Source organism: uncultured Halomonas sp. (assembly GCF_947501415.1).
GTDB lineage: Bacteria > Pseudomonadota > Gammaproteobacteria > Pseudomonadales > Halomonadaceae > Halomonas.
Map to the genome: position 1 here is coordinate 84,371 of NZ_CANMVL010000010.1, position 25,280 is coordinate 109,650.

At 65.0% G+C, this 25,280-nt stretch carries 25 protein-coding genes; 15 read left to right on the plus strand and 10 right to left on the minus strand.

What is annotated here, in order from left to right:
• Positions 1 to 101: 101 nt before the first annotated feature.
• The 4 genes from fabV to Q0894_RS08025 all read left to right on the plus strand — a co-directional run bounded on the left by fabV (position 102) and on the right by Q0894_RS08025 (position 3,547).
• Positions 102 to 1,328 carry an enoyl-ACP reductase FabV gene (gene fabV / locus Q0894_RS08010; protein ID WP_299233477.1) on the plus strand — a complete coding sequence of 409 codons (1,227 nt, stop codon included), beginning with the start codon at positions 102 to 104 and terminating at the stop codon, positions 1,326 to 1,328.
• A gap of 52 nt (positions 1,329 to 1,380) precedes the next feature.
• On the plus strand, positions 1,381 to 1,590 hold the full coding sequence (locus Q0894_RS08015; protein WP_299233480.1) for a hypothetical protein: 210 nt from the start codon (positions 1,381 to 1,383) through the stop codon (positions 1,588 to 1,590).
• 74 nt (positions 1,591 to 1,664) lie between these two features.
• A complete protein-coding gene (locus Q0894_RS08020) occupies positions 1,665 to 2,648 on the plus strand; it encodes a GlxA family transcriptional regulator (RefSeq protein ID WP_299233483.1) in 984 nt (327 codons plus the stop codon).
• Positions 2,645 to 3,547 carry a DMT family transporter gene (locus tag Q0894_RS08025; protein WP_299233484.1) on the plus strand — a complete coding sequence of 301 codons (903 nt, stop codon included), beginning with the start codon at positions 2,645 to 2,647 and terminating at the stop codon, positions 3,545 to 3,547. The genes Q0894_RS08020 and Q0894_RS08025 overlap by 4 nt, the downstream gene beginning before the upstream one ends.
• 9 nt (positions 3,548 to 3,556) lie before the next feature.
• Here the strand turns inward: Q0894_RS08025 and Q0894_RS08030 are convergent, their stop codons facing one another.
• Positions 3,557 to 4,174, minus strand: coding sequence for a class I SAM-dependent methyltransferase (locus tag Q0894_RS08030; protein WP_299233487.1), 618 nt, complete (start codon positions 4,172 to 4,174; stop codon positions 3,557 to 3,559).
• A 167-nt stretch (positions 4,175 to 4,341) separates the two neighbouring features.
• Between Q0894_RS08030 and Q0894_RS08035 the strand changes: the two genes are divergently transcribed.
• The 7 genes from Q0894_RS08035 (at position 4,342) to Q0894_RS08065 (ending at position 12,587) form a co-directional block, all read left to right on the plus strand.
• Positions 4,342 to 5,556: an aspartate aminotransferase family protein gene (locus Q0894_RS08035; RefSeq protein WP_299233490.1), complete on the plus strand. Its 1,215-nt coding sequence runs from the start codon at positions 4,342 to 4,344 to the stop codon at positions 5,554 to 5,556.
• A 20-nt stretch (positions 5,557 to 5,576) separates the two neighbouring features.
• Positions 5,577 to 6,665: an arginine N-succinyltransferase gene (locus Q0894_RS08040; RefSeq protein ID WP_299233493.1), complete on the plus strand. Its 1,089-nt coding sequence runs from the start codon at positions 5,577 to 5,579 to the stop codon at positions 6,663 to 6,665.
• The gene (gene astA / locus Q0894_RS08045) at positions 6,665 to 7,714 is read left to right on the plus strand and encodes an arginine N-succinyltransferase (protein WP_299233495.1); all 1,050 of its coding nucleotides are present in this window, start codon (positions 6,665 to 6,667) and stop codon (positions 7,712 to 7,714) included. Before Q0894_RS08040 ends, astA begins: the two co-directional genes overlap by 1 nt.
• On the plus strand, positions 7,711 to 9,180 hold the full coding sequence (astD, locus tag Q0894_RS08050; protein WP_299233498.1) for a succinylglutamate-semialdehyde dehydrogenase: 1,470 nt from the start codon (positions 7,711 to 7,713) through the stop codon (positions 9,178 to 9,180). Before astA ends, astD begins: the two co-directional genes overlap by 4 nt.
• Entirely contained in the window at positions 9,177 to 10,565 is a 1,389-nt protein-coding gene (gene astB / locus Q0894_RS08055; RefSeq protein ID WP_299233501.1) for an N-succinylarginine dihydrolase, read from the plus strand. The genes astD and astB overlap by 4 nt, the downstream gene beginning before the upstream one ends.
• Positions 10,562 to 11,761, plus strand: coding sequence for a cell division protein ZapE (gene zapE / locus Q0894_RS08060; protein ID WP_299233503.1), 1,200 nt, complete (start codon positions 10,562 to 10,564; stop codon positions 11,759 to 11,761). Before astB ends, zapE begins: the two co-directional genes overlap by 4 nt.
• 73 nt (positions 11,762 to 11,834) lie before the next feature.
• Positions 11,835 to 12,587, plus strand: a complete 753-nt coding sequence (locus tag Q0894_RS08065; protein ID WP_299233506.1) for a trimeric intracellular cation channel family protein — start codon at positions 11,835 to 11,837, stop codon at positions 12,585 to 12,587.
• 131 nt (positions 12,588 to 12,718) lie between these two features.
• Here Q0894_RS08065 and Q0894_RS08070 read toward each other — a convergent pair whose 3' ends face one another.
• From Q0894_RS08070 to nhaD, 5 genes are all read right to left on the minus strand, one after another.
• Entirely contained in the window at positions 12,719 to 13,471 is a 753-nt protein-coding gene (locus Q0894_RS08070; protein WP_299233509.1) for a PEP-CTERM/exosortase system-associated acyltransferase, read from the minus strand.
• Positions 13,472 to 13,543: 72 nt separating this feature from the next.
• Positions 13,544 to 16,360 (minus strand): EAL domain-containing protein, encoded by a 2,817-nt coding sequence (locus Q0894_RS08075; RefSeq protein ID WP_366130984.1) that lies wholly within the window; start codon positions 16,358 to 16,360, stop codon positions 13,544 to 13,546.
• Between the two features lie 98 nt (positions 16,361 to 16,458).
• Positions 16,459 to 17,676 carry a hypothetical protein gene (locus Q0894_RS08080; protein ID WP_299233514.1) on the minus strand — a complete coding sequence of 406 codons (1,218 nt, stop codon included), beginning with the start codon at positions 17,674 to 17,676 and terminating at the stop codon, positions 16,459 to 16,461.
• Complete coding sequence (locus tag Q0894_RS08085; RefSeq protein ID WP_299233516.1) at positions 17,645 to 18,076, minus strand: hypothetical protein; 432 nt, start codon at positions 18,074 to 18,076, stop codon at positions 17,645 to 17,647. Before Q0894_RS08085 ends, Q0894_RS08080 begins: the two co-directional genes overlap by 32 nt.
• Before the next feature lie 222 nt (positions 18,077 to 18,298).
• The gene (gene nhaD / locus Q0894_RS08090) at positions 18,299 to 19,777 is read right to left on the minus strand and encodes a sodium:proton antiporter NhaD (protein WP_299233518.1); all 1,479 of its coding nucleotides are present in this window, start codon (positions 19,775 to 19,777) and stop codon (positions 18,299 to 18,301) included.
• A gap of 220 nt (positions 19,778 to 19,997) precedes the next feature.
• Here nhaD and Q0894_RS08095 point away from each other — a divergent pair, with 220 nt between their 5' ends.
• Positions 19,998 to 20,705: a DUF3581 family protein gene (locus tag Q0894_RS08095; protein ID WP_299233521.1), complete on the plus strand. Its 708-nt coding sequence runs from the start codon at positions 19,998 to 20,000 to the stop codon at positions 20,703 to 20,705.
• 13 nt (positions 20,706 to 20,718) lie between these two features.
• Here Q0894_RS08095 and arfB read toward each other — a convergent pair whose 3' ends face one another.
• Genes arfB through Q0894_RS08110 form a run of 3 tightly spaced genes read right to left on the minus strand, consistent with a single transcriptional unit; the run spans position 20,719 to position 22,285 of the window.
• Positions 20,719 to 21,132, minus strand: coding sequence for an alternative ribosome rescue aminoacyl-tRNA hydrolase ArfB (gene arfB, locus Q0894_RS08100; RefSeq protein WP_299233524.1), 414 nt, complete (start codon positions 21,130 to 21,132; stop codon positions 20,719 to 20,721).
• 16 nt (positions 21,133 to 21,148) lie between these two features.
• Positions 21,149 to 21,361, minus strand: a complete 213-nt coding sequence (locus tag Q0894_RS08105; RefSeq protein ID WP_299233527.1) for a DUF3820 family protein — start codon at positions 21,359 to 21,361, stop codon at positions 21,149 to 21,151.
• A gap of 36 nt (positions 21,362 to 21,397) precedes the next feature.
• The gene (locus tag Q0894_RS08110; RefSeq protein ID WP_299233530.1) at positions 21,398 to 22,285 is read right to left on the minus strand and encodes a CbiX/SirB N-terminal domain-containing protein; all 888 of its coding nucleotides are present in this window, start codon (positions 22,283 to 22,285) and stop codon (positions 21,398 to 21,400) included.
• Between the two features lie 191 nt (positions 22,286 to 22,476).
• On the opposite strand from Q0894_RS08110, the gene nfsA reads away from it, so the two are divergent.
• The 3 genes from nfsA to Q0894_RS08125 all read left to right on the plus strand — a co-directional run bounded on the left by nfsA (position 22,477) and on the right by Q0894_RS08125 (position 24,235).
• Positions 22,477 to 23,208, plus strand: coding sequence for an oxygen-insensitive NADPH nitroreductase (gene nfsA, locus Q0894_RS08115; protein WP_299233533.1), 732 nt, complete (start codon positions 22,477 to 22,479; stop codon positions 23,206 to 23,208).
• Positions 23,209 to 23,213: 5 nt separating this feature from the next.
• Positions 23,214 to 23,786, plus strand: coding sequence for a nucleoside deaminase (locus tag Q0894_RS08120; RefSeq protein ID WP_132042030.1), 573 nt, complete (start codon positions 23,214 to 23,216; stop codon positions 23,784 to 23,786).
• Between the two features lie 101 nt (positions 23,787 to 23,887).
• Complete coding sequence (locus Q0894_RS08125; RefSeq protein WP_299233536.1) at positions 23,888 to 24,235, plus strand: hypothetical protein; 348 nt, start codon at positions 23,888 to 23,890, stop codon at positions 24,233 to 24,235.
• Positions 24,236 to 24,308: 73 nt separating this feature from the next.
• Here the strand turns inward: Q0894_RS08125 and Q0894_RS08130 are convergent, their stop codons facing one another.
• Positions 24,309 to 25,010, minus strand: a complete 702-nt coding sequence (locus tag Q0894_RS08130) for a glutathione S-transferase N-terminal domain-containing protein (protein ID WP_299233539.1) — start codon at positions 25,008 to 25,010, stop codon at positions 24,309 to 24,311.
• Positions 25,011 to 25,280 lie beyond the last annotated feature (270 nt).

Consider the following 25,280-nt stretch of genomic DNA (forward strand, 5'->3'; position numbering starts at 1 on the left):
CAAGGGCGGACAGCGGTGGATGTGAACGGCTAGAATAGAGCGATTAGCACTTCATGACAGGGTGGCCGAGGCCGCCCACCACACAAACAGCGAGGTCTGACGTGATCATCAAGCCCAAGGTACGCGGTTTCATCTGCACCACTACCCACCCCGTCGGTTGCGAGAAGAACGTACTCGAGCAGATCGAGGCGACCCGGGCCCGCGGCCTGGACAAGGCCCTGGATGACGGAGAGCCGCGCCCGAAGAAGGTGCTGGTGATCGGCGCCTCCAGTGGTTACGGCCTGGCGGCCCGCGTCACCGCCGCCTTCGGTTACGGCGCCGATACCCTGGGAGTGTTCTTCGAGAAGCCCGGCAGCGAGAAGAAGCCGGGCACCGCCGGCTGGTACAACAGCGCCGCCTTCGACAAGTTCGCCAAGGCCGAAGGGCTCTACAGCAAGTCGATCAACGGCGATGCGTTCTCCCATGAGGCCCGCGAGAAGGCGATCGAGCTGATCCAGCAGGACCTGGGGCAGGTCGACCTGGTGGTCTACTCGCTGGCCTCACCGGTGCGCAAGCTGCCCGACTCGGGCGAGCTCAAGCGCTCCAGCCTCAAGCCGATCGGCGAGACCTATCGCGCCACCGCCATCGATACCAACAAGGACACCATCATCGAGGCCGAGGTCGAGCCCGCCACCGAGCAGGAGATCGAGGATACCCGAGCGGTGATGGGCGGTGAGGACTGGGAGCTGTGGATCGATGCCCTGGATCGTGCCGGCGTGCTGGCCCCCGGTGCCCGCAGCGTGGCCTTCAGCTATATCGGTACCGAGATCACCTGGCCGATCTACTGGCACGGTGCCCTGGGCAAGGCCAAGGAGGATCTGGATCGCGCCGCCGGCGAGATCAATCAGCGTCTTTCGGCCACCGGCGGTGGCGCCAATGTGGCGGTGCTCAAGTCGGTGGTGACCCAGGCCAGTGCGGCCATCCCGGTCATGCCGCTCTATATCGCCATGGTCTACAAGGTAATGAAGGAGAAGGGGCTGCACGAGGGCACCATCGATCAGCTCAACCGACTGTTCGGCGAGCGCCTCTACCTGGGCGAGGGGCAGGGCGGCAGCGCCGAGACCGATGAGGCCGGCCGTCTGCGCCTGGATGACTGGGAGCTGCGCGATGATGTTCAGCAGGCGTGCAAGGAGCTCTGGCCGCGCGTGACCACCGAGAACCTATTCGAGATTACCGACTATGCTGGGTACAAGCACGAGTTCCTGAAGCTGTTCGGCTTCGAGCGGGATGATGTCGACTATGATGCTGACGTGGATCCCGTGGCGGAATTCGATGTCGTAACCCTGTAAGGGCAGGGCGCCCCCCGGCGGCCTGCCTGATACTCGCAGACCCGGAGGGCGCATGGATACCCGTCAGAGCCAGACCCCCGAAGAGGAACTGCAGCACCTCAAGGAAGTGAACGAGCCCGAGGACTTCGCGCACCCCGAGCCCGATGAGACGCAGCCCGAGGCACGCGAGCCCTCCCGGGGCCTGCCCTGGCTGCTGCCACTGGTCATCGTGCTGGCGGTCGCCGTGCTGGGCTTCCTGCTGGTGATGGGCATGAGCGACTAGCCGAGGACCGGCAAGGCTGCCTAGAGGCGGGGCTTTGGCTACAATGGGCGATCCCGCTGTTCCGAGAGCCCCGCATGTCCAATATGCCAGCCACCTTCACCGCTTCACCCACGCGTCGGGTCGGAGTGGTGGTATTGCCGGGGTTCTCCCTGCTGGCCGAGGCCTGCGCCACCGAACCGCTGGCGGTGGCCAACCGGCTGGCCGACACTCCTCTCTATTCCCTCGTCACCCTGGGGCTGGATGATCGTCCGGTTCCCAGTGGCTCGCGTCAGGTGCTGACTCCCGATCGCGCCATCGCCGAGGATGACGCTCTTGACCTGCTGTTGGTCTGCGCTCCCTGGGGCGAGGCACCGGAGTCGACGCTGCTTGTCTGGCTACGGCGGCTGGCCGCCGAGGGGCGCAGCCTGGCGGGCATCGGTGGTGGTGCCGAGCTGCTGGCCAGTGCCGGCCTGCTCGACGGTTATCGGGCCACGGTGCCCTGGCCTCGGTTCGAGGCGGTAGCGGGCGCTCATCCGAGGGTCCGCCTCTCGCGTCAGCTGTTCGAGATCGACCGCGACCGGTTGACCTGCGGCGGCGGTACCGCGGCCATGGACATGATGATGACCCTGATAGCGACGCATCATGGCAGCGAGCTCGCCGAGCGGGTCTCGGCGCACTTCGTGCTGGAGCGAGTCCGCATGGCCGACGAGCCCCAGCCATCGGCGCCGCTGGCCGGCGCTCCTCAGAGCCTGGTCGATGCTGTGACCCTGATGGAAGCCAATATCGAGGAGCCCCTGACGACCCATGAGCTGGCCGAGCATCTGGGGGTCTCACGTCGCCAGCTGGAGCGCCTGTTCAAGAAACACCTGCAGGCGGTGCCGAGCCGCTACTACATGGGGCTTCGGCTGCAGCGGGCCCGGCGCCTGCTGCGCGAGAGCGACCGTCCGGCGGGCGAGATCGCCCTGCTGACCGGCTTCTCCTCGGCGGCACACTTCTCCACCACCTATCGCAATCACTTCGGCCTGACGCCGCGAGAGGAGCGTCTGGCCGATGTCGGCAAGACCTGGGAGGCGCGATGAGATCACTGAAGCCCCATCTCTTCCTGCTGATGGTTGTTGCCATCTTCTCCGGCAATATTCTAGTGGGCAAGGCGCTGTCGGCATTGCCGCCGTTCACTATCTCGCTATCTCGAGTGGCCATTGCGCTGGTGGTCATGCTACCGCTGGGATGGCATCAGGTCCGTCATGGCGGTCCGGTGTTCCGACGCTACTGGCGGCCCCTGTTGGGGCTCGCTCTTACCGGTGTAGCTTTCTTCAATGCCCTGATCTATGCGGCGCTGCAGTTCACTTCGGCGACCAATGTTGCCATTCTCGAGAGCCTGATACCGGTGGCGACCCTGCTGCTTAGTGTGCTGTTGCTGGGCGAGCGCTACCGGCTCCTGCAGTGGGCTGGCGTGGTGATCTCTCTGAGCGGAGCCATCGTGGTCATCACGGCGGGACAGGATGTCGATTTCGTGCCCGGCGGGCTCAACCCCGGAAACCTCATCATGCTGCTGGCGATACTTGTCTGGGTAGGCTATTCGCTGCTGGTCAAGGAGCACATGGCGCGTTTCCCGCGCTACGGGGGATTGCTGGTGATGCTGGTCATAGCCAATCTGGTGCTGGCGCCCATTGCTCTGCTGGAGGGGGCTTGGGAGGTGCTGCCGCGACTGACTGCAGCCGAGCTGGCAGGGCTCGGCTATCTCGGCATTTTTCCTTCGGTAGTGGCACTGCTGCTCTACAACAGCGCCCTGGCGGCCATCGGGCCGACTCGCGCCGCGGTTTATCTCAACCTGCTGCCGGTGTTTACCATGCTGGGCGCCTGGTGGTGGCTGGGCGAACATATCCTGACGGTCCAGGTGGTCGGTAGCCTGTTGGTGGTGGTCGGAGTCTGGTGCACGATCGCCCCGCCTCGCCGGTCGAGTCGAGCCGGCTCCTGAAACTGATCCTCAGGCCGGCCTGGCCAGCAGGGCGCGAACCAGCGAGCCCATCATCACCGGCGTATCCTGCTCGATAACGAAACCGCCTGCCTCGAGCAGCGGACGGGCCTGACGGGTAATGTCGGTGGCGATGGTTGAGGTCAGGGCGTTGAGAGCCCGGCGGCCCACGCCAGCGGGGCGATCATCGGCCTGAAACTTGTCCAGCACGCAGAGCTGGCCGTCCGGCCTCATCACCCGCCTTGCCTCGTCCAGACCACGCTGCGGGTCGGGCATCACCGCGAGTATGAGGTGCATCACCACCACATCGAAGTGGTCGTCCGGGTACTCCAGGCGCTCGGCATCCAGCACCCTGGTCTGGACGTCCATGTCCAGCGATTCGGCGCGGCGCGCGAGACGCCGCACCATGGCCGGTGCGAGATCGCTGGCGTGGAGTTCGACGTCCCGGGGCAGGAAGTAGAGGTCGAGCCCGGTGCCGGCACCCACCACCAGCACCCGCATGCCGCGCTGCCAGTGCACCTGGGAGAGGGCGATGCGGCGTGCACGGCGGAAGGCGCGCCGGGCCACGGCGTCGTATATGGGGGCATAGAGGCTATAGCGCCGCCGGTTCCAGGCAGTGGTATTGAACATGCGCGGCTCCTCGCAGGGGAACGTCTCCAGCCTAGTCCAACCAGCCGAAGTAAGGGGCTTTTTCACAAGTTGGCGTCCCAACGCTGAAAGCAGTGGATGGCGCGTCTCTCTATACTCGATGACTGGCGCATCCTGAATGCGCTTACCCGACTTCACAGGAGGATGTCATGAGCCAGACCCCGACCCGCGCCGACTTCGACCACTACATGGTGCCGAACTACTCCCCCCAGCAGGTGATTCCGGTGCGCGGCGAAGGCAGCCGACTGTGGGACCAGCAGGGCCGCGAGTATATCGACTTCGCCGGCGGTATCGCCGTCAACGGGCTTGGGCACTGCCACCCGGTACTGGTCGAGGCGCTCAAGGAGCAGGCCGACCGGCTCTGGCACCTCTCCAACGTCTATACCAACGAGCCAGCCCTCAAGCTGGCGCGTACCCTGGTGGAGCGCACCTTCGCCGACAAGGTGTTCCTGTGCTCCTCCGGGGGAGAGGCCAACGAGGCAGCGCTCAAGCTGGCCCGGCGCTGGGCCTTCGACCAGGCCGGTGAGCACAAGCACCGCATCGTCTCCTTCTCCCAATCCTTTCACGGGCGCACCTTCTTCACCGTCAGCGTGGGCGGCCAGCCCAAGTACGCCCAGGGGTTCGGCCCGGTGCCCGGCGGCATCATCCATGGCGAGTACAACAATCTCGACAGCGTACGTGGCCTGATCAACGACGATACCTGCGCGGTGATGGTGGAGCCGATGCAAGGCGAGGGTGGGGTGCTGCCCGGTCAGCGTGACTTCCTGCAGGGGCTGCGCGACCTGTGCGATGCCCACGATGCCCTGCTGATCTTCGACGAGGTACAGACCGGCGTGGGCCGTACCGGCTCGCTCTATGCTTACCAGCAGCTCGGCGTGACCCCGGATATCCTCACCAGCGCCAAGGCCCTGGGTGGCGGTTTCCCGGTTGGGGCCATGCTGGCCACCGACCGTGTCGCGCCGTCCTTCAGCATGGGTACCCATGGCTCCACCTATGGTGGCAACCCGCTGGCCTCGGCGGTGGCACTTGCGGCCATCGAATATATCGACACCCCCGAGGTGCTGGAGGGCGTGAGGCAGCGTCATGACCTCTTTCGTGAGCACCTGGAGGCGATCAATGCCAAGTATGGGGTGTTCCGCGAGGTGCGCGGCATGGGGCTGCTGGTCGGTGCCGAGATGAGCGAAGCGTGGCGTGACCGGGCCAAGGATATCCTGCCGCTGGCCATCGAGGAGGGCGTGATGGCCCTGGTCGCCGGGCCCAATGTGTTGCGCATGGCGCCCTCGCTGGTGATTCCCGAAGCCGATATCGCCGAGGGCATGGCACGCCTGGAGCGTGCCGTGGCACGCCTGGTCGACGCCTCGTGAGCGAGAGAGGAGACGCCACCATGCTCGTCGTGCGTCCTATCGCCGCGGCCGACCTGCCCGCCCTGGAGCGGCTGGCGGGGGGCGCCGTGCCGCGGCTTACCAACCTCCCGGTCCATCGCGACCGTCTCGAGGAGCGTATCGCGCGCTCGCGTCAGGCTTTTGCCAAGTCGGTGGAGTGCCCCGGTGACGAGCACTACACCTTCGTGCTCGAGGACCTGGTTCGTGGCGAGGTGGTGGGTACCGCCACCGTGCGGGCCCAGGCCGGCGCCCAGGATGCCTACTACACCTATCGCCAGGAGACGCTGATCCACGCCTCCCAGCAGCTCAATGTGCGTCGTGAGGTGCAGACCCTGGCGCTATCCCATGAGGTCTCGGAGTCGAGCCTGCTGTGTGCCTACTCGCTGGCGCCGCGCTACCGCGGTACCAGCGCCGAGAGCCTGTTGCGCCGAGCACGCCTGATGCTGATCGCTCAGTATCCCGAGCGCTTCGCCACACTGCTGGCCATGGCCTTCCCGGGCTACCTGGACGCGGATGGAGAGTCGCCCTTCTGGAACAGCGTGGGGCGCCACTTCTTCGTGCGGGACTATGAGGAGATCAATACCCTGGCCGGGGTTCGCTCGAAGAGTTTTATCGCCGAGGTGATGCCGCAGTTTCCGCTTTATCTGTCGCTGCTCACGCCCCAGGCGCGGGCCGCCATCGGCCGCGAGCATCCCGACCACGAGGTGGCCCTGGCGGAGATGCTGGGCGAGGGATTCCAGCGCTCCCGGCATGTCGATATCTTCGACGCCGGTCCGGTGATCAAGGCCGAGCGGGAGCGCCTGCAGAGCTTTCGGCGTGCCGCCTGGCATCCGGTGCGAATCCGTCCCGCCCACACCCTGCCAGACGCCGAGCCGGCCATGGTCGCCAACCAGCGTCTGGCCGACTTCCGCTGTGTGGTCGCGCGCTATGCGCTATCCCCCACCGGCCAACTGATGCTCTCGCCGGAGCATGCCGAGGTGCTGGGCGTGGAGGAGGGACGCGCGGTGCTGGCCGCACCGCTGAGCCTGCCCGGCGGCGAGGATCCGGCTACCGAGGCTCATGACCCGGGCTATGACGAGGGGGAGCTTTAATGCGTATTCGACCCATTGCCGAGGGTGATCTGGAGGAGCTCCAGGCGCTGGCCAGGGAGACCGGCGTCGGCTTCACGTCGCTGCCCGACAACCGCGACTTTCTGGCCGCCAAGATTGCCGCCACCACTGACACCTTCCTGGAGCGTACGCCCCCCGGACGTCGCAACTACTTCTTCGTGCTCGAGGATGAGGTCAGCGGTCAACTCGCCGGCTGCTGTGCCATCGAGGGCGAGGTGGGGCGCGAGACGCCCTTCTATCACTATCGTCTGGGCACCCTGGCCCACTCATCGGTGCAGCTCGACCTGCATCGCACCATCGACACCCTGTTCCTGTGTTCGGATCACACCGGCGACGCCGAGGTGGCCTCGCTGTTCCTGCGTCCCGCCTATCGCGGCGGCGACCGTCGCGCCGAGCGCAATGGCGCCCTGCTCTCCATGGTGCGCTGGCTGTTCATGGCGGAGTTCCGCGACCGCTTTCCCGACAAGGTGCTCGCGGAGATGCGCGGCGTCTTCGACGAGCAGGGCAAGAGCCCATTCTGGCACTGTCTGGGCAGCCACTTCTTCCCCATGGATTTCGATGAGGCCGACCGCCTGACCGGGCTGGGCCAGAAGAGCTTTATCGGTGAGCTGATGCCCAAGTACCCGATCTACACTCCCTTCCTCTCCGACGAGGCGCGGGACTGCATCGGCAAGGTTCACGAGCAGACCCGACCGGCCCTGGCCATGCTCAAGAAGGAGGGGCTGCGCTGGGAAGGTTATATCGACATCTTCGACGGGGGGCCTACCGTTGAGGCCTATCTCGATGACGTGCGCGGAGTGCGCCTGTCACGACGCTGTGTGGCGGAGATCGACCCTGGCCTGAGCGAGGCGGGTGAGCGTCCGCGCTGGCTGGCCGCGACGACCGAGATGGCCCACTTCCGTGCCGCCTGGGTGGGGCGCGGCCCCGATGCAGATGGCACCCTGCACCTTACCGCCGCCGAGGCGGCCCGCCTCGAGGTGGAGACGGGCGCGACTCTGCGAATCCTGGATACCGAGGAGGATGCATCATGAAGCCGACCCAGTCGCTGCTGATCGGTGAACGCTGGCGCGAAGGCGCCGCTGCGCCCTTTACCAAGCTTGACGGGGTAACGGGAGAACGATTGTGGCAGGGAGGAGGTGCTAGCGCAGAGGACGTTGCCGCCGCGGTGGAGGCGGCACGCGAGGCCTTCCCGGCCTGGGCCAGGACCCCCTTCGCCGAGCGTCAGGCGCTGGTGGAGCGTTTCCGGGAGGTGCTGGAGAGCCACCGCGAGGATCTCGCGGCGGCCATCGCCCACGAGACCGGCAAGCCGCTGTGGGAGGCGCGCACCGAGGTGGGTGCCATGATCGGCAAGGTGGCGATCTCGCTGCGTGCCTGTCAGGAGCGTACCGGTCAGCGCGAGCGTGACCTGGGAGAGGCGCGTGCCGTGCTGCGTCATCGGCCCCATGGGGTGATGGCGGTGTTCGGCCCCTATAACTTCCCGGGGCATCTGCCCAACGGCCATATGGTGCCGGCGCTGCTGGCCGGCAACAGTGTCGTGTTCAAGCCCAGCGAGCAGTCGCCGCTTACCGCCGACCTGACCCTGCAGTGCTGGCAGGAGGCGGGCCTGCCGGCCGGGGTGATCAACCTGGTGCAGGGCGGAGCGGAGACCGGCCAGGCACTGGCCGCACATCCCGGTATCGATGGCCTGCTGTTCACCGGCAGCGCCAAGGTGGGGGGGATCCTGCACCGTCAGTTCGCCGGCCAGCTGGACAAGATTCTGGCGCTGGAACTGGGCGGCAACAATCCGCTGGTGATCCGGGACGTGCCCGACCAGGATGCCGCGGTCCTGACCATTCTGCAGTCGGCCTTTCTCTCCGGCGGCCAGCGTTGCACCTGCGCGCGTCGCCTGATCGTACCCGAGGGGGAGGTGGGCGACCGCCTTGTCGAGGCCCTGGTGGATGCCATCTCACGGTTGCGGGTCGCCGCCCCCTTCAGCGAACCGGCCCCCTTCTACGGCGGCCTGGTCAGCGTGGCCGCCGCCGACGGCCTGCTGGCGGCCCAGGCGGCCCTGGAGGCGCAGGGTGGCACGGTGCTGGCGCGCATGGAGCGACTCGAGGAGGGCACCAGCCTGCTCAGTCCGGCGCTGATCGATGTGACCGGCCTGGAAGTGCCCGACGAGGAGCACTTCGGCCCGCTGCTGCGGGTGCACCGTTACCGTCACTGGGACGAGGCGCTTGAGTTGGCCAATGCCACTCGCTACGGGCTCTCCGCCGGACTGATCGGTGGAACGCCCGCCGACTGGGACGACTTCCTGCTGCGAATTCGGGCGGGCATCGTCAACTGGAACCGCCAGACCACCGGCGCCTCCGGCGATGCTCCCTTCGGCGGGGTGGGGGATAGCGGCAACCATCGGCCGAGTGCCTACTACGCGGCGGACTACTGTGCCTATCCGGTGGCCTCCATGGAGAGCGAAGACCTGCACCTGCCAGACCAGCTGCCCCCGGGAGTGAGCCTGTGAACGAGAACCTGAAACCAGAGCAGGGTCTCACGGATTACCGTGAGGTCAATTTCGACGGCCTGGTGGGGCCCACCCACAACTATGCCGGCCTGGCGCTGGGCAATGTGGCATCGATGCGCCATGGGGGCCTGGAGGCCAACCCCAGGGAGGGGGCCCTGCAGGGGCTGGCCAAGATGAAGGCGTTGATGGATGCCGGCTACCCCCAGGGAGTGCTGCCGCCCCAGCAGCGCCCGGACCTGGGCGCGTTGCGAACGCTGGGCTTTACCGGCAGTGATGAGCAGGTGCTGGCACGGGCCGCCGGCGAGGCGCCGCAGCTACTGCGCGCGGTATGTTCCGCCGCGAGCATGTGGACCGCCAACGCCGCCACCGTGACGCCCAGCCGGGATGCCCCCGATGGCCGCGTGCACTTTACCCCGGCCAACCTGCAGTCGAGTTTCCACCGCTATCTCGAGCCGGCCACCACCGGACGCGTGCTGGCGGCGATCTTCCGCGACCCGGCGCGCTTCGCCCACCATCCGGTGCTGCCCGCCACCCCGGCCTTCTCCGACGAGGGGGCGGCCAACCATACCCGCCTGGCCGGCGAGCATGGCGAGGCGGGGGTGCATCTCTACGTCTATGGCCGCACCGCCTTCGGCTGGGGCCATCAGGAGAACCCGGCGCCCCGGCGCTTTCCGGCGCGTCAGACCCTGGAGGCGAGTCAGGCGGTGGCGCGCCAGCATGGCCTCTCCGCGGCGCAGACGGTATTCGCCCAGCAGCACCCCGGGGCCATCGACGCCGGGGTCTTCCACAACGATGTGATCGCGGTGGGCAACGGCCCGGTGTTGCTCTACCACGAGATGGCCTTCCTGGACGAGGAGGGCACCCTGGAGGCGCTGCGCGAGCGCATGGACACGCCGCTGATTCCCCTGCGAATCCCCCGAGAGGCGGTGAGTCTCGAGGATGCGGTGGGGTCGTATCTCTTCAACTCCCAGCTGCTGTCCAATGCGGATGGCTCCATGACCCTGGTGGTACCCGGCGAGTGTCGAGAGAACGAGAGTGTCTGGCGTACCCTGCAGGACCATCTGCTGGCGGGGGCCAACCCCATCGGCGAGGTTGTGGTCAAGGACGTCAAGCAGAGCATGCGTAATGGTGGTGGCCCCGCCTGTCTGCGCCTGCGAGTGGTGCTGGCGGCCGAGGAGCGTGCCGCGCTCTCCGGTCGTGTGCTGCTCGATGACGGGCTGCATGCCGATCTGGTGGGCTGGGTGAAGCGTCACTACCGCGACCGCCTCACTCCCGAGGATCTCGCCGATCCGGCCCTGGCCAGGGAGACACTGACCGCACTCGACGAACTCAGCCAGCTGCTGGGTATCGGCAGCGTCTACCCCTTCCAGCTGGAGGGGGTGTGACGGAGTCGAGTCGTAATGAGGCGTTGGCTGATGAGACGCTGAGTGGTGAGATGTCCCGCCAGCCGCCCGTGACGAGCACGCCGTTGAGCGCCTATCGACATGCCCTGGCCCACCAGGGGTTCGTCAAGGACAGACCCCAGCGGGTCGCCGCCGAGGCCCTCGAGGCCTGTTTCGATGACGTGCATGCCGTGGCGCCACAAGCCCGGGTGGCGGGCGTCTACCTGTGGGGGCCAGTGGGGCGTGGCAAGACCTGGTTGATGGACGCCTTCCATCAGGGCCTGGGCGTGGCCGCGCGACGTCAGCACTTCCATCACTTCATGCGCTGGGTGCATCGTCGACAGTTCCAGCTCGGCGGCACCCCGGACCCTCTGGTTGCCCTTGCCCGGGAGCTGGCGGCCGAGGTCCGCGTGCTCTGTCTCGACGAGCTGTTCGTCAACGATATCGCCGACGCCATGCTGCTTGGCGGCCTCCTGACGGCACTCTTCGAGCAGGGTGTCGTGCTGGTCTGCACCTCCAATCAGGCGCCTCATCAGCTGTATGCCGACGGCTTCAATCGCGAGCGCTTCCTGCCCGCCATTGCCGCCATCGAGCGCCATATGCGTACCGTCGACCTCGGCGAGGGGCAGGATCATCGTTTGCATCCCGGGCGCCGCCATCAGCGCTACTGGGTCGTCGAGAGCGGAAGCCCCAGGGCGCTGCCCACTCTCTTCAACGAGCTGACTGCCGGCGAGCAGACGACCCAGGTCCCTATCGAACTGGGACATCGCACCATCGCGGTGCGTGGGCGCAGCGACTCGGTCGTCTGGTGCGGCTATACGGAGCTCTGCGAGCAACCCCTGGCGGCGCTGGACTTCATCGAACTGGTCGACCGCTTCGCGCATATCCTGCTCGATGACGTGCCCTGCCTGAGTGATGCGCCTCCGACAAGAGGCATCGCCAGGGGAACCGAGGATGGGGTCAGCCGTGTCGAGGCGGGAGATCGTGAGCTGCCACCGCTGACGCGTCGCGATGATGGTGTGCGACGTTTCATCGCCCTGGTCGACGAGTGCTATGACAGGCGCACGCCGCTCTATCTGGAGGCGGAAGTCGCCATGGAGGCGCTCTATCCCCAGGGACACCTGGCCTTTCCCTTTCGACGCACCCTGAGCCGGTTGCGGGAGATGCAGCTGGCTCGGTTCGACACGACAAGGCGCTGACTCCCTCAGCCCAGTGGGAAATGGTCTATGCTGTGCGGCCATTCAAGATGCAGCGAGAGGAGGAGAGCGGACATTGAACGGGTTGATCTACTGGCTGGACCTGGCGGGGGTCATCGTTTTTGCGTTGTCGGGGGTGGTACTCGCCTGCCGCAAGCGCATGGACCCTTTCGGCATGCTGGTGCTGGCTGCGGTGACCGGCATCGGTGGTGGCACGATGCGTGATCTCGTGCTCGGCGCACAACCGGTGTTCTGGGTTACCGACCCCACCTACCTGTGGGTCATCCTGATCACGGTGGGCCTCTCGATCATTGGGTTTCACTACATCCACCGCCTCTCACGAGGCTTCCTGCCGGTGGCCGATGCCTTCGGGCTGGCACTGTTCGTGGTGATCGGCGCCCACAAGGCGCTCCAGATGGGTACGACTGGCCTGGTCGCCGTGTTGATGGGCATGATGACCGGGGTGGCCGGCGGCATGATCCGCGATGTTCTGGCGCGCCGTGTGCCGATGGTGCTGCGTGAGGAGATCTATGCCACTGCGGCGATCGCCGGTGGCATCGCCTATGTCGGCCTGGATGCTCTTGGTGCTCCTGGCTTTCTGGCGATCTGCCTGTCGCTGTTGACGACCCTCGGCATCCGCCTGGCCGCCATTCACTGGCGGCTGGCGTTGCCGACCTTTGCCTGGGTGGTTATCCCGCGAGCCCCCGAGCCCTCTCTACCAGTCGCCGAAGGCGAGCCGCCGGCACCGCCTGCCGAGCCGCCGCGGCCCAAGGTGAGGGTGCGCATGATTCGTCCCGAGCAATCAAGGCGTCGGAAGAAGCGTTCATGAGACGGTGGGCATTCGGTTGGCGAGACAGCCTGATCCACTCGGCGTGAACCGGTCTTGTAACCGACGGGCTCGCTAACTATCCGGCGCCAGGTTGGCCGGAGTCGAGGCGGTCGGCACGGCTCCCCCGGAGGTCAGGGGCATGAGGTGGCCTTGTCTCGTGGTGCTTCCACCTGTGCCAGCTGTTGCGCGAACTGCGCCTGTATATAGCGATAAAGAGGGATCAGCCGCCTGTTCATGCCTGTCTCGGCCTGCTCTCGGCTAATGCAGTAGGCGCTTCTCTTGCCGTGGAGGTTGATCTCGCTGCCTACCTGACTGAAGTAAAACCCCGACATGGAAAGCAGGCGGTGCAGCCTTGGCTCCATCATGGCGTAGGCCAGGTGGGTGCCGGTCAATCGGCCAATGGCACATCCCGACAGGAAGAGAGCATTTGCCAGTAACGAGAAGGTTCGTCTGTCCATCAGACGAGGCTGACCAGAAGAGAACGCAGGCTCGGTGGCCTGTTTTCCCCTTGGGGTAGGCCTGAAATGAGGGGATATGGCCAGTCGCGAAATTTCATAGAAGCTCCCTCTGGCAGCCCTGTCAGGGTGAAGAGGGGAGTCATACAGACTTTCCGCCGCATAGGATTGCATGGGCAGCCTGTCGAGGGGGGCGGCGGCGTCGGGCTGGGGAGTCACGAGTCGGGTACAGGCGGCGGTCAGGCCTGTGGGACGATGATGAATCAGGCAGTGCAGTGCCCCTTTGTCGAAGATGTCATACTCTAGGCGGCGTACGGGATCCGTAGGATGGATGCCCTTGATCTCCTCGCAATACACGTCGTGACGCAGACGGAAAGCCAGTTCCCTTTCGGCTTCACTGCTGGCGACATGGAAGCTGAACTCCTCCATGAAGCGTGTCAGCAGTGGATTCATGTCCCTTGAGACTTCGTGGTCACACGCCGGGCTCTTCATTCAGGCTGCTTACTGTTGATGGGGAGTGTTCGAGCGAGGGTGAGTATCTGAGGCAATGTCGGTGTTCTCGTTGAGTGCAAAGACGGTGCAGGCTTTCATCGGGCTGCCGAGATAGTAGCCCTGACCATAGGAAATCCCATAGGAGCCCAGGATGGGAAGAAGGGCCTCCTGCTCGACGAATTCCGCCACCACCTGCTTGTCGAAGCCGTTGGCGATATCCGCGATGGCCTTGACGATAACACGACTCTCGTTGTCGTCCAGCAGTTGACGAATAAAGCTTCCGTCAATCTTGATATAGTCAACCGGCAGCTGGCTCAGGTAGTGGAAGTTGCTGAAGCCCACGCCAAAGTCATCCAGCGCGGTACGGCAACCCAGTTCGCGCAGCGACTGCAATACACCGCGAGCGGTGGCGAAGTCGGTGACCGCGGCCGTTTCGGTAACCTCGAGGATCAGCTGCTCCGGGGCAACACCACTGGTGATGATCTCCTCGGCAAGGTATTGCTTCAGACCTTCGTCGTGAAGCGAGGGGCCGGACAGGTTGATGGCCAGGCTGACCTCCTTGTCATCCAGCCGGGCCAGCACGTCAAGGGCCTGGTGGATGACCCATCGATCGATCTGAAGAATCTGACCGCTGTGCTCGGCCACCGAGATGAAGGCGCCGGGGGAGATCAGTTTGCCATTGTCATCCTGCATCCTGATCAACACCTCGTAGTGGCGGATGTCGCGATCCCGCAGGCGCACGATAGGCTGGACCATCAGTGTAAAGGCGTTCTCTTCCAGGGCGCGGTGGATGCGCTCCTCCCAGTAGACACGCTCCTTGAGTTCACCGCGGGCATCCTCGAGCGTCGATAGCAGATGCCAGCGCTGACTGCTCGACTCCTTGGCCTTGTACATCGCCATGTCGGCACTGGCCAGCAGGTCGGTCGCGTTGTCGCCATGCGTCGGGAAGAGGGCAATACCCGTGCTTGCCGCGATCCGGTGGCGTCGCTCGCCCAGCTCGAGCGTCACGGTGGCGAGGAGCTGATTGATCTGCTGAGCGATACGGGTCGCCAGGGTTCTGTCGGCACCACCCACCAACAGGGCAAACTCGTCGCCGCCGAGGCGTGCCAGGGTGCCTCGATGGCCCAGCTCCTCTTGCAGTACAGCGGCAACCTGGCGCAGAAGCTGGTCGCCGGCCTGGTGGCCGCTGAGCTCATTGACATCCTTGAACTGGTCAAGGTCCAGAAGCAGCAGGGCACCCGGATGGCCCTGTCTTATCGCCTTGTCGAGGGCTTCCTTGAGGTAGCGGCGATTGTAGAGCCCGGTCAGAGGGTCGCGCTCGGCCAGCCAGGTCAGCCTGGCCTCGGCCATCTTGCGTTCGGTGATGTCGAGTCCGACGGAGATCTTGCCTGCTGGCTCCCCGGCAATGCCGGGCAAGGGGGCGTGATACCAGGCGATGGTATGTTGGTGTCCACTGCTGGTAAGCAGCAGGCGCTCTTCCTGGCCCTTGCCATCGATACCGACAAGCGGTTGACTCCGGGCGCCGAAGACATCGTCGAAGAGGCGCTTGAGCAGCAGCTTGTCGCTTACTCCCATGACCGATAGTGCATAGTCGTTGACCAGGGTGATACGGTCGTCGGCATCCAGCGTGATGATAAAGACTCGAGCGGTATCGAGCAGACTGCCGATGAAGTCACGCTCCTTGGCGAGCTCCTCCACACGTGCCGCCAGCTCGTCGCCGCGGATGCCGACCTCCTCTTCGAGATCCTCCAGCTGGTTGGCCAGATGCAGGGTCGCGCCTTCGAGAATGTCGATCTCGTCCGGGAATCGGCTGTCAGGGCGAGGGATGGACCTCCTGGCGCTGGCGAACTCTCCCTGGGCCAGGCTCGGTAGGATGCCCGAGATGCGGCGCAACCGTGCCATGGGGCTGAGCAGGATGGCCAGCAGCAGCAGTTCGGCGGCCAGCCAGCCGCCGAGGCCGATGGTCGCCAGGATGCGGGTGTCCTGGCGGATGGCTCCGACCTGTTCGGTGATGTCGTTGGTGAAGAGGATATAGCCGGCACCCTGCTGGTCGCCGTCTCCGCCCATCTGCACGGCACTCACCTCGATCTCGCGACCTGAATGACGAAAGCGGTAGGGGCGGTCAGTAAGGCTCTCGAGGTCTGTCTCGCGGGAGGCTCGACGCAGAGCCGGCAGGCTCTCCTCCTGCCCGGTCAGGGCGATCAGCTGTCCCTGCCAGTCAGGCAGCCGGCGCGCTTCGGGGAGCTCGCCATCCTGCGCCCCTTCGACCAGCAGCAGACCGACATCGCCCTGAGTGATCTGGTGGGCCTGACGCATGACGTCGGCCAGGGAGCGTGACAGGACCACCACCCCGACGCTTCTGCCTTCGACCAGCACCGGTACCGCCGCATACTGTCGGCAATCGCTGCTGCAGCGCAGGGAGGTCAGGGGCATGTCGGTATCGATGACCCGCTGGGCCCAGCGCTTTACCGGTCGTTCATGCGATGACTGAGCGGAGCCCCAGCTGGCCGTCTGTGCGCCCCTGGCGTCGAAGAGGAGAATCTCGTCGATCCCCGACTCCAGCTGGAGGGTCGGCCATTGGGGCTCCAGGGTCTCCGGTAGAGTCTCACCCCCGTGATCGGGGAGGGCATCGCCGAGCCCCTGAGTAGCGGCCACCAGTGAGGCGAGCTGGCGAACGCTCTCTTCGGAACGTCGAAGGGCCTGATCCATTTCACTGGCCTGACGAAGAGCGTTCTTCAGCCTGCTCTGCTCGAACTGTCGCGTCAGGTTGGCGTGGCCAATCCAGGAAAACGCCAGTACCAGGCCCAGTACCAGCAGACTACTCAAGGCGATGACTCGCCAGGTCAGGCTGAGGCGTTGACGGCGTGCTGGGGGTTGGTTCGCTGATCTCATTCTGCCGAGGCGTCCTGATTGGGTTCAGGCGCCTAGAAGCGCAGGGAGAGCTGGAAGAGCAGCATGTTCCAGCGCCGGGTGGTGGCGGATGGGTCCGGGTTGTCCTGCACGGGCAGCCACCCTGTGCCATCCACATGGTGGTACTCGGCGGCCAGCATCAGACGATGGCTCGCGTTCCACTGCAGCCCCAGGGTGATGTCATCGGCAAACTGGCTATGGGCAGGGCCGGCGCCACTCTCTTGGTAGCTTCGGCCGGAGCGATCGTCACGATTGCTGGTCAGGCTGTCATAGCGAACCAGCCACTGCCAGTCGTCATGGAAACGGCGAACATACTGTACATACCAGCTTTCACCGGTCACATCGAAGTTCAGGAAGGGCCTGGCGAAGCCCTCGAGTGTCGATTGGCGAATCGCATACTCCCCGGTAAGGCTCCAGTGTTCCGCATTGTATTGCAGCGAGAGGATCCAGGGCTGGAAATGAAAGTCGCCGTTATTCAGCCCGGAGGTTCGTGGCTCGAACCTGGCCTTGGCGCTTGCCGCACTGAGTGCGGCGATGACCCTGCCACCATCATGTTCGTACTTGATCTGGGCGATGGTGGAATTGCGCGGCTCAAGGTCGCCTGGCGTGTCCTCCAGTCGCATCGTGCGGCGCAGGTCGTCCTCGGCCTGGGGCTTGCCAACGCCTACCTGTGTACGCAGCGTGCCGCGGGGAAGGCTCTCTTCGTGGTAGAGCGTGATGCCGTCACCGGAGAGGGCCAGCGAGCGCGTCCTGTCGAAGTAGATGGACTGGGGCAGCAGGATGCTCGGCCGGGTAAAGGCGACATCACGCGTCTGGTTGTAAAAGCCGAATGGGTTCTTGCTGCGTCCCAGCTGAACGCCGAAGGTTCTCTGTTGGTTGGAGACCACCTGATAGTCGAGAACCCCGTAGTCCAGCACCGGTCTGGCATCGCTGCCATCGCCTCCGGCCCGCCGGCTGAGCACCTGGGCGGCGAGCAGCAGATCCTGATGGGGACGAAGCGAGACATTGGCCCCGATCTCGGTATATTTCAGGCTTCCGCCGTCCTCGCTGCTGGGGCCAAAGACATTGTTGTCATCGGTGATCACCAATGCCTGGCTGAGGAAGCCATGCATCTGCAGGGTATCCAGCACGCCATCGCTGGCCAGTGCCTGTCCCGAAAGGCTTGTCAGAGCCGTCACCAGCAGAGGCGCGAGGTGTCTTTCAATCCATTGAAATGACTTGGACACGTTCATCCAGGTACTCCCTTTCCAGATAGCCTATTGCGCCGGGGGTGGTAGCGATACGCTCGAGCATCTCGGCCTGGTGTCTCACGCGGCCCGGCGCCTGGCCGGTGCCGGAGAAGACCATGCGGTCCCATGCCAGCTGCAGTTGATGGGGATAGACGGTCAGGCGCTCCTTGACGAAGCGCTCATGGACCGGGTGGTTGTTGGGCAGCACGAAGACCCGTACCGCCTGGCCATCCGGCCAGGTGCGCTGGCGCATGGCGAAGATGCCTCGAGTGGCATCCCGTGTGAGATGCTGGGTGGTGACATCGAGATGGGCGACCAGCAGGACCGTCTGCTCGCTGGCAACGGTTCTTCCTCCCGCCAGGGCAACCAGACAGAGCAGCAGGACAGTCTTCAGCCACGCCATGTATCGCCCTCGGGGTGAGAGGCATCGCGAAACGGCAGCGAGGCGAGGTGGTTGAGGAGTGTCATCTGCAAGGAGTCTCTTGTCGCGTCATGGGGCGGTTATGGCGCTTGATGCCTTGGTAATCCCGGGCAGGCTGCGACTCATAAGCTACATGACGCGAAGGGGATGTAAAGCAGACGCTTCAACGTGGCTGCCCGGCGGCGGAGCCGCCGGGCAGCGGGCTTAGCCGTAGATCTGGAAGCTTCCGGCATTGATCCACAGGTGGACGGCAATGCTGGCGACATAGCCCAGTGCAATCACCGGGGCCCAGCGCAGATGGCCCATGAAGGTGTAGTTGCCACGGGCCTGACCCATCAGCGCCACGCCGGCCGCCGATCCGATGGAGAGCAGGCTGCCGCCGACACCGGCGGTGAGAGTGATCAGCAGCCAGTGGCCGTGGGACATCTCCGGCTCCATGGTCAGCACCGCGAACATCACCGGGATGTTGTCGACCACCGCCGAGATCACGCCCAGGGCGATGTTGGCCCAGGTGGCATCCCAGCCGGTGTAGAGCGCCTCGGAGAGCATGCTCAGATAACCCATGTAGCCAAGGCCGCCCACACACATCACCACGCCGTAGAAGAACAGCAGGGTGTCCCACTCGGCACGGGCGACGCGGTTGAAGACATCGAAGGGCACCACGCTACCCAGCTGGGCGAGCTTCTTGTCGTCGCCGCGGCGGGCGTAGCGGGTGCGCTTCTTCTCCAGCGAGCGGGGCAGGGTGCGACGCAGGAAGTAACCGAAGAACTGCAGGTAGCCAAGCCCCGTCATCATGCCCAGGACCGGCGGCAGATGCAGGAAGGTGTGACAGGCCACCGCGGTGGCCACAGTGAACAGGAACAGCAGCACGATGCGGCGTGCACCACGCTTGAGCCAGACCTCCTCCTCGAGGCTGTCCGGCTTGCGATTCTTGATGAACAGGGTCATCACCACCGCCGGGATCAGGAAGTTGACCAGCGAGGGGGCCAGCAGGACGAAGAACTCCTGGAACTGGATCATGCCGGCCTGCCATACCATCAGGGTAGTGATATCGCCGAAGGGGCTGAAGGCTCCGCCGGCGTTGGCCGCCACCACGATGTTGACGCAGGCCAGGTTGATAAAGCGCTTGTCACCCTCGGCGACCTTGGTTACCACGGCACACATCAGCAGCGCGGTGGTCAGGTTGTCGGCGATGGGCGAGATCACGAAGGCCAGGCCGCCGGTGATCCAGAACAGCTGACGGTAGGTGAAGCCCTTGCGTACCATCCAGCTGCGTAGCACGTCGAAGGCGCGGCGCTCATCCAGGGCGTTGATATAGGTCATCGCCACCAGCAGGAAGAGCATCAGCTCGGTGAACTCGAGCAGGGTCTCGCGGAAGGCGTGCTCGGCCTCTGTGGGCATGCCGGCCTGCACATAGACCCAGCCGATCAGCGCCCAGATGATACCGGCGGCGACCAGTACCGGCTTGGACTTGCGCATGTGCAGCTTCTCCTCGCCCATGACGAGCGCATAGGCGAGGACGAAGATGCTCACGGCGACAATGCCGACCACGGAGCTGGTGAGATCCAGCTCGCCGGTCACCGCGAAGGCGGCGGGGCTGAACAGTAGACAGACAAGCACGAGACAACCCGACCACCAGGCGGTTTGCCGGGGCCGTAGGGTGGGGTATCCGTAGGATGACATGGCGTTGGGTTCCGAAAACGAGGTTCGTGGGAAGGGTGAGAAAGCGCGCCCATTCTAACACCTGTAGTGCAGCGCAATATAGGCGCAAAGCCTTACCACCAAAGGAGTAGCGGTGCGGTCAGATGACCTCGGTCTCCCCCCGAGGCCGTTTTATGGCATCATCTGCCCTCCGGCAGCCGCCGGCCGCTTTCGGATCGCCAACGACGCAGGCAAGTCACGCATGTTTCTCGATGAATTTCATACGCTGGCAGGGGACCGCATCACCATCTCGGCGGAGCAGGCCAGCCGATTCGCCAAGGGAGTCGCCGGCGACTACAACCCCATTCATAACCCCGAGGCACGCCGCTTCTGCGTCCCCGGAGACCTGCTGTTCGCGCTGGTACTTGCGCGCTTCGGCCTCTCCCAGCGCATGGAGTTTCGTTTCCTCAATATGGTCGGCGATGGCACACCGCTCGGCTTCCAGGAGGGGGAGGATGGGCTGATTCGTGTCTGCGATGACGCCGGCAAGTGTTATCTGGAGGTCTCGCGCGGCGGGGCGACTACCCACGATGAGGCGGTAGTGGAGGCCTTCACCCGTTGCTATGTGTCGTTCTCGGGCAAGAACTTCCCTCACTACCTCAAGCCACTGATGGAAGCAAAAGGCGTGATGTTCAATCCGCGCCGGCCGCTGGTGATCTACGACAGCATGGGCTTCTGCCTGGAGCGCCTCGAGGGCATGGCACCATCACTCGAGCTGCTCGACTCCTCGCTGGAGGTCAATGGCAAGCGTGGCGACACCCTGCTCGAATTCAGCATCCAGTCGGGAGACGAGCAGGTGGGCACGGGTTCCAAGAAGCTGGTGGTCAGTGGCCTGTGTGACTACGACGCCGAGGCCATGGACGAGATCGTCGCCGAATTCTATCGTCTCAAGGCCGCCTACGAAGCCTGAGCGGGCGGTAACATCACACCTTCACCTTGCCCCGCAGGGCCTTGGTCTTGCCCTTGCGGGTCTTGCTGTCCACCCGGCGACGCTGTGAACCGCGGGTCGGGCGGGTGGGCTTGCGCACCTTGTGCTGCTTCACCGCCTCACGGATCAGTTCGCGCAGCCGAGCCAGGGCATCCTCGCGGTTCTGCTCCTGAGTGCGAAAGCGCTGGGCCTTGATGACCACCACACCCTCCTGGCTGATGCGCTGGTCGCCGAGCGCCAGCAGCCGCTTCTTGTAGAAGGCAGGCAGGCTGGAGCGCTGGATATCGAAGCGTAGGTGGATCGCCGTGGCCACCTTGTTGACATTCTGACCGCCGGCGCCCTGGGAGCGAATCGCATTCAGCTCGACTTCCCAGTCGCCAAGCTCCACGCTGTTGGAAATTTTAAGCATCAGGAGCCTCTACTGGTCAGGTGCCGCGCAGCGGCTCGAGCAAGCCGCCCAGGCCGTTGTGATCGATCTCGTGCATCAGCGCAAGCAGGCGCCCAAGCTCGCTGTCCGGGAAGCCCTCTCGGGCAAACCATGCCAGGTAGGGCCCCGGCAGGTCGGCGAGCAGCCAGCCCTGGTACTTGCCGAAGGGCATGCGCAGCCTGACCAGGGTCAGCAGGTCCTCGGGGTTCACGTTGTCTCCTCGTCGATGGTGGGGTTGGCGGCCATGCTACCGGGGTCGGGTCGCCTTGCCCATGGCCGGCAGCTCTACCAGCAGCCCATCTCCCAAGAGCCCCTGGGCCACGCGGCTGGCGAGGATCTCGAGGATGCCAGCATGCTCACCCACCAGGCGTGTGGTGGCCACGTGCAGACCGGGAGAGGTGGCCATGGCCTGGTCGCAGATCTCGGCGATATCGCCCCCCTCGCCGGCATGGCGCCCCGGGGAGAGAAACAGCATGGCCAGAATCACCTCATGCCCGGCGAGCGCCTTCGAGGCCAGCAGGTCGGCCAGCAGCGGCTCATTGAAGCGATACTCATCGCCATCCCGGCGCTCCATGGAGGCGTAGGTCACGCAGCCGACCTCGTCGGCCAGCACCACGCCGAGCTGCCCGGCCACATAGTTGCGTACCGCGGCGACCTCGGGAACCGGGCTGCCGTGGTCGACCAGTACCACCTTCGGTGGCTGCCTTTCGCTCATCTTACGGGGCGCCATGACCTCACGCACATTATCGGCCAGCAGCCGGGCCAGGCGCAGATCGAGTCCCGAGAGGGTGTCCACCAGCGGCGCCGTTACCTTGATGCCGAGGTTCGGGTACCTTTCCTGTACTTGTGCCAGGCGCTCCGGCAGATAGCGGGTCAGTGCCTGGCTGGGGCCGAAGAAGAAGGGCACGATCACCAGTTCGGTTACCCCCTCCGCCGCCAGGCGCTCGGCCAGCGGCCCCAGCGTCACCGCCGGCTCCCCCTCCAGCTGCTCGGCCGGGACCTTGTGGGAGTGCAGCAGCGAGGCGGCTTCCACCGACTCCCCGGTTGCCCTGGCCAGGGCGCTGGCCAGGCGGCGCAGATTGAGTGTGGCCTGGGGGCGCAGTGAGCCGTTGTCGACGAGCAGGATGCGTGGCATGGGAAGCCTCGGTGTGATGGCGCAAGAGGCTTCACCCTAGCCGTTGCCGATGGTGCTGGAAAGCATGCTGGAGCGAGACGGTACAAGAGGAGACTGCATCATGGAACAATGAGTCCGTTCAGCAGCACCACGCGATGGCACATCAAGAGAGTGAGTACATCAACAGAAAGGCACATCAACCCAGAGGTCCCATGAATCCTACTATCGAGTTGCTCAAGTCCCACCGCTCCATCCGCAAGTTCACCGACCAGCCGGTCTCCCGGGAGCTGCTGGAGGAGCTGGTGAGTGCCGGCCAGGCCGCGGCCACCTCCAGTCATGTGCAGGCCTATAGCATCATTCATGTGAAGAAGCCCGAGAATCGCGAGGCGATCGCCGAACTGGCCGGTGGTCAGCGCTATGTGGCTACCTGCGGGGCCTTCCTGGTGTTCTGTGCCGACATGAAGCGTCCCACCGAGGCGGCCGAGCGCACCGGGGCGCGGGTGGTGCGCGGCATGACCGAGCAGCTGCTGGTGGCCAGCGTGGACACCGCGCTGATGGCCCAGAACATGGCCGTGGCCGCCGAGTCGGAAGGGCTGGGTATCTGCTATATCGGCGGCATTCGCAACAATCCTCAGCAGATCAGCGACCTATTGGGTCTGCCCGAGCATGTCTATCCGGTGTTCGGCATGTGCCTCGGCTACCCGGCCCACGACCCCGACGTGAAGCCGCGCCTGCCGGTGAAGGCAATCCTCAAGGAGGATAGCTACCAGGACGACAGCGAGCTGGTAGCGGCCTACGACGATGCCATGCACGCGTATTACCAGTCGCGAAGGGGCGGTCCCAAGGACTCCACCTGGTCACAGAACCTCACTCCGCTGTTCGATACCAAGCTGCGTCCCCATATGCGTGACTTCCTGGTCAAGCGCGGCTTCGAGATGAGGTGACCACCATGCAAACGCTGCTTGATACCCGCACGGAAGTGACCCAGGCGGCGCTGGCCGCCATCGCCCATATGCCCACCGCCAGCCTGCCGGCGCTGATGGATGAGGATTTCGCCCGCCGCCTCACCGATGCCGACTTCATGCGTATTGCCGTGCTGCTGGCGCAGAAGAGCTTCGATGAGGGGGGCTGCCCCATCGGGGCGCTGATCATCGACAACGCCACCCGGCGCATCGTCGGCAAGGGTCACAATACCCTGGTGCAGGAGAATCACCCCTACCACCATGGCGAGACCTCCGCCATCCGCGATGCCGGGCGGATCGATTTCAGCCAAACCACGCTCTTCACCTCGCTGAGCCCTTGCGAGATCTGTGCCACGCTGGTCAGCATGCGCGGCTTCAGCCGGGTCGTGGTGGGTGATGTCACCAACGCCTCGGGCACCGAGCCGCTGCTCCAGAGCCGGGGTGTGCGGGTCGATATCCTCGAGGATTCACAAGGCATCGAGCTCTACGCGCGCTTCCGCGCCGAACGCCCCGAGCTCGATATCGAGGACTGGAAGGGGGTTGGTGCAGTCCGCTGCTGAAAACGACGATGGCCATGAGGAAACAGGCCGTGCCTGAGGTCTGGTACGGCTCATCCTGGGCCACATTTCCAGCTATCCGTTCACTCGAGGAGGACCAAGGTATGGAGATACGGGACGCTACCGATCTCGCTCCACGTCTGAGGGCGTTGCTCGAGCGCCTGCCCGCCGAGCAGCTGCCGATTACCTACCAGCAGGCCGCCGAAGCGCTGGGTCTTTCACCGCCGCGCACCATCCAGCGCGTCGCCCTGGCCCTGGAGGCACTGATGCGCGAAGACGTGGCCGCGGGCCGCCCGCTGATCGCCGTCCTGGTGGTCAGCCGCCGCGGTGACCTGCCCCGGCAGGGATTCTTCGAGCAGGCCGTCGAGCTCGGCCGTTTTCCGACGGGCTCGGCCGAGCACGTCGAGGCCTATCGCCGGGAGCGGGAGAAGGCACTGAAGGGCAGGGGATGAGGGCGCCGCATATCGGCGCCAGGAGGAAGGCAGCGGCTACTTGAAGCGCGAGCGCGCGTCGAAGGGGGCGCCATTACTCTGCTGGAATCGTCAGCCCACGTTGCACGGCGGGGCGCGCCAGGAAGGCGGCCAGCACGCGATTGACCTGCGGGAAGTCGTCGAGCCCAACGAGCTCCCCCGCCTCGTAGAAGCCGCCAAGGTTGCGCACCCAGGGCCAGACCGCGATGTCGGCGATCGAGAAGGCCTCGCCCAGCAACCAGTCACGCCCCGCCAGCTGCCGGTCCAGCACGCCCAGCAGGCGCCGGGACTCGCCTACATAGCGATCCCGCGGACGCTTGTCCTCGATCTCCCGACCGGCGAACTTGTGGAAGAAGCCCACCTGGCCGAACATCGGGCCAATGCCGCCCATCTGAAACATCAGCCACTGCAGGGCCTGATAGCGATCATGGGGTAACTCGGGCAAGAGTTGCCCGGCCTTGTCGGCGAGATAGATCAGGATCGCACCCGATTCGAACAGCGTCAGCGGCTTGCCCTCCGGGCCGTCGGGATCGAGGATGGCCGGGATCTTGCCGTTGGGGTTCAGCGATAGGAACTCGGGGGAGCGTTGATCATCGCCGTCGAAGCTGACCCGGTGCGCCTCGTAGGGCAGGCCGGTCTCCTCCAGCATGATCGATACCTTGACCCCATTGGGCGTGGGCAGCGAGTAGAGCTGCAGGCGCTCGGGGTGCCGGGCCGGCCACTTGCGGGTGATGGGGAAGGCAGCCAGGTCGGTCATGAGGGAAATCCTTGTGGAAACAACGAAAGGCGGTGAGCGCCTTTTCCATCTTGCGTCATAGGGTTCATGGTCGCGCTTAGGCCCCAAGCGTTACCCCAGTGAGACGACAAGCCCGGCCACGTTTGCCAACACCAACCAATACTACGCCCAGGGCTCGGAAGAAGACATGCGTCCCGACAGGTAGCGGTGGACGCGCTCCCCGAGCAGATGGCCCGGGATTTTGATGGGTGGAAGGCGAGCGGTGTGACGTCATGTCGATCCTCTTGGGGG

Coding starts and splice junctions, on each gene's coding strand:
- Q0894_RS08035 (WP_299233490.1), top strand. CDS start 4,342: ATGAGCCAGACCCCGACCCGCGCCGACTTCGACCACTACATGGTGCCG.
- astD (WP_299233498.1), top strand. CDS start 7,711: ATGAAGCCGACCCAGTCGCTGCTGATCGGTGAACGCTGGCGCGAAGGC.
- nfsA (WP_299233533.1), top strand. CDS start 22,477: ATGAATCCTACTATCGAGTTGCTCAAGTCCCACCGCTCCATCCGCAAG.
- Q0894_RS08095 (WP_299233521.1), top strand. CDS start 19,998: ATGTTTCTCGATGAATTTCATACGCTGGCAGGGGACCGCATCACCATC.
- nhaD (WP_299233518.1), bottom strand. CDS start 19,777: ATGTCATCCTACGGATACCCCACCCTACGGCCCCGGCAAACCGCCTGG.
- Q0894_RS08025 (WP_299233484.1), top strand. CDS start 2,645: ATGAGATCACTGAAGCCCCATCTCTTCCTGCTGATGGTTGTTGCCATC.
- Q0894_RS08080 (WP_299233514.1), bottom strand. CDS start 17,676: ATGAACGTGTCCAAGTCATTTCAATGGATTGAAAGACACCTCGCGCCT.
- Q0894_RS08015 (WP_299233480.1), top strand. CDS start 1,381: ATGGATACCCGTCAGAGCCAGACCCCCGAAGAGGAACTGCAGCACCTC.
- Q0894_RS08030 (WP_299233487.1), bottom strand. CDS start 4,174: ATGTTCAATACCACTGCCTGGAACCGGCGGCGCTATAGCCTCTATGCC.
- Q0894_RS08130 (WP_299233539.1), bottom strand. CDS start 25,010: ATGACCGACCTGGCTGCCTTCCCCATCACCCGCAAGTGGCCGGCCCGG.
- Q0894_RS08020 (WP_299233483.1), top strand. CDS start 1,665: ATGTCCAATATGCCAGCCACCTTCACCGCTTCACCCACGCGTCGGGTC.
- astA (WP_299233495.1), top strand. CDS start 6,665: ATGCGTATTCGACCCATTGCCGAGGGTGATCTGGAGGAGCTCCAGGCG.
- Q0894_RS08040 (WP_299233493.1), top strand. CDS start 5,577: ATGCTCGTCGTGCGTCCTATCGCCGCGGCCGACCTGCCCGCCCTGGAG.
- arfB (WP_299233524.1), bottom strand. CDS start 21,132: ATGCTTAAAATTTCCAACAGCGTGGAGCTTGGCGACTGGGAAGTCGAG.
- Q0894_RS08085 (WP_299233516.1), bottom strand. CDS start 18,076: ATGGCGTGGCTGAAGACTGTCCTGCTGCTCTGTCTGGTTGCCCTGGCG.
- Q0894_RS08070 (WP_299233509.1), bottom strand. CDS start 13,471: ATGGAGGAGTTCAGCTTCCATGTCGCCAGCAGTGAAGCCGAAAGGGAA.
- Q0894_RS08125 (WP_299233536.1), top strand. CDS start 23,888: ATGGAGATACGGGACGCTACCGATCTCGCTCCACGTCTGAGGGCGTTG.
- Q0894_RS08120 (WP_132042030.1), top strand. CDS start 23,214: ATGCAAACGCTGCTTGATACCCGCACGGAAGTGACCCAGGCGGCGCTG.
- Q0894_RS08110 (WP_299233530.1), bottom strand. CDS start 22,285: ATGCCACGCATCCTGCTCGTCGACAACGGCTCACTGCGCCCCCAGGCC.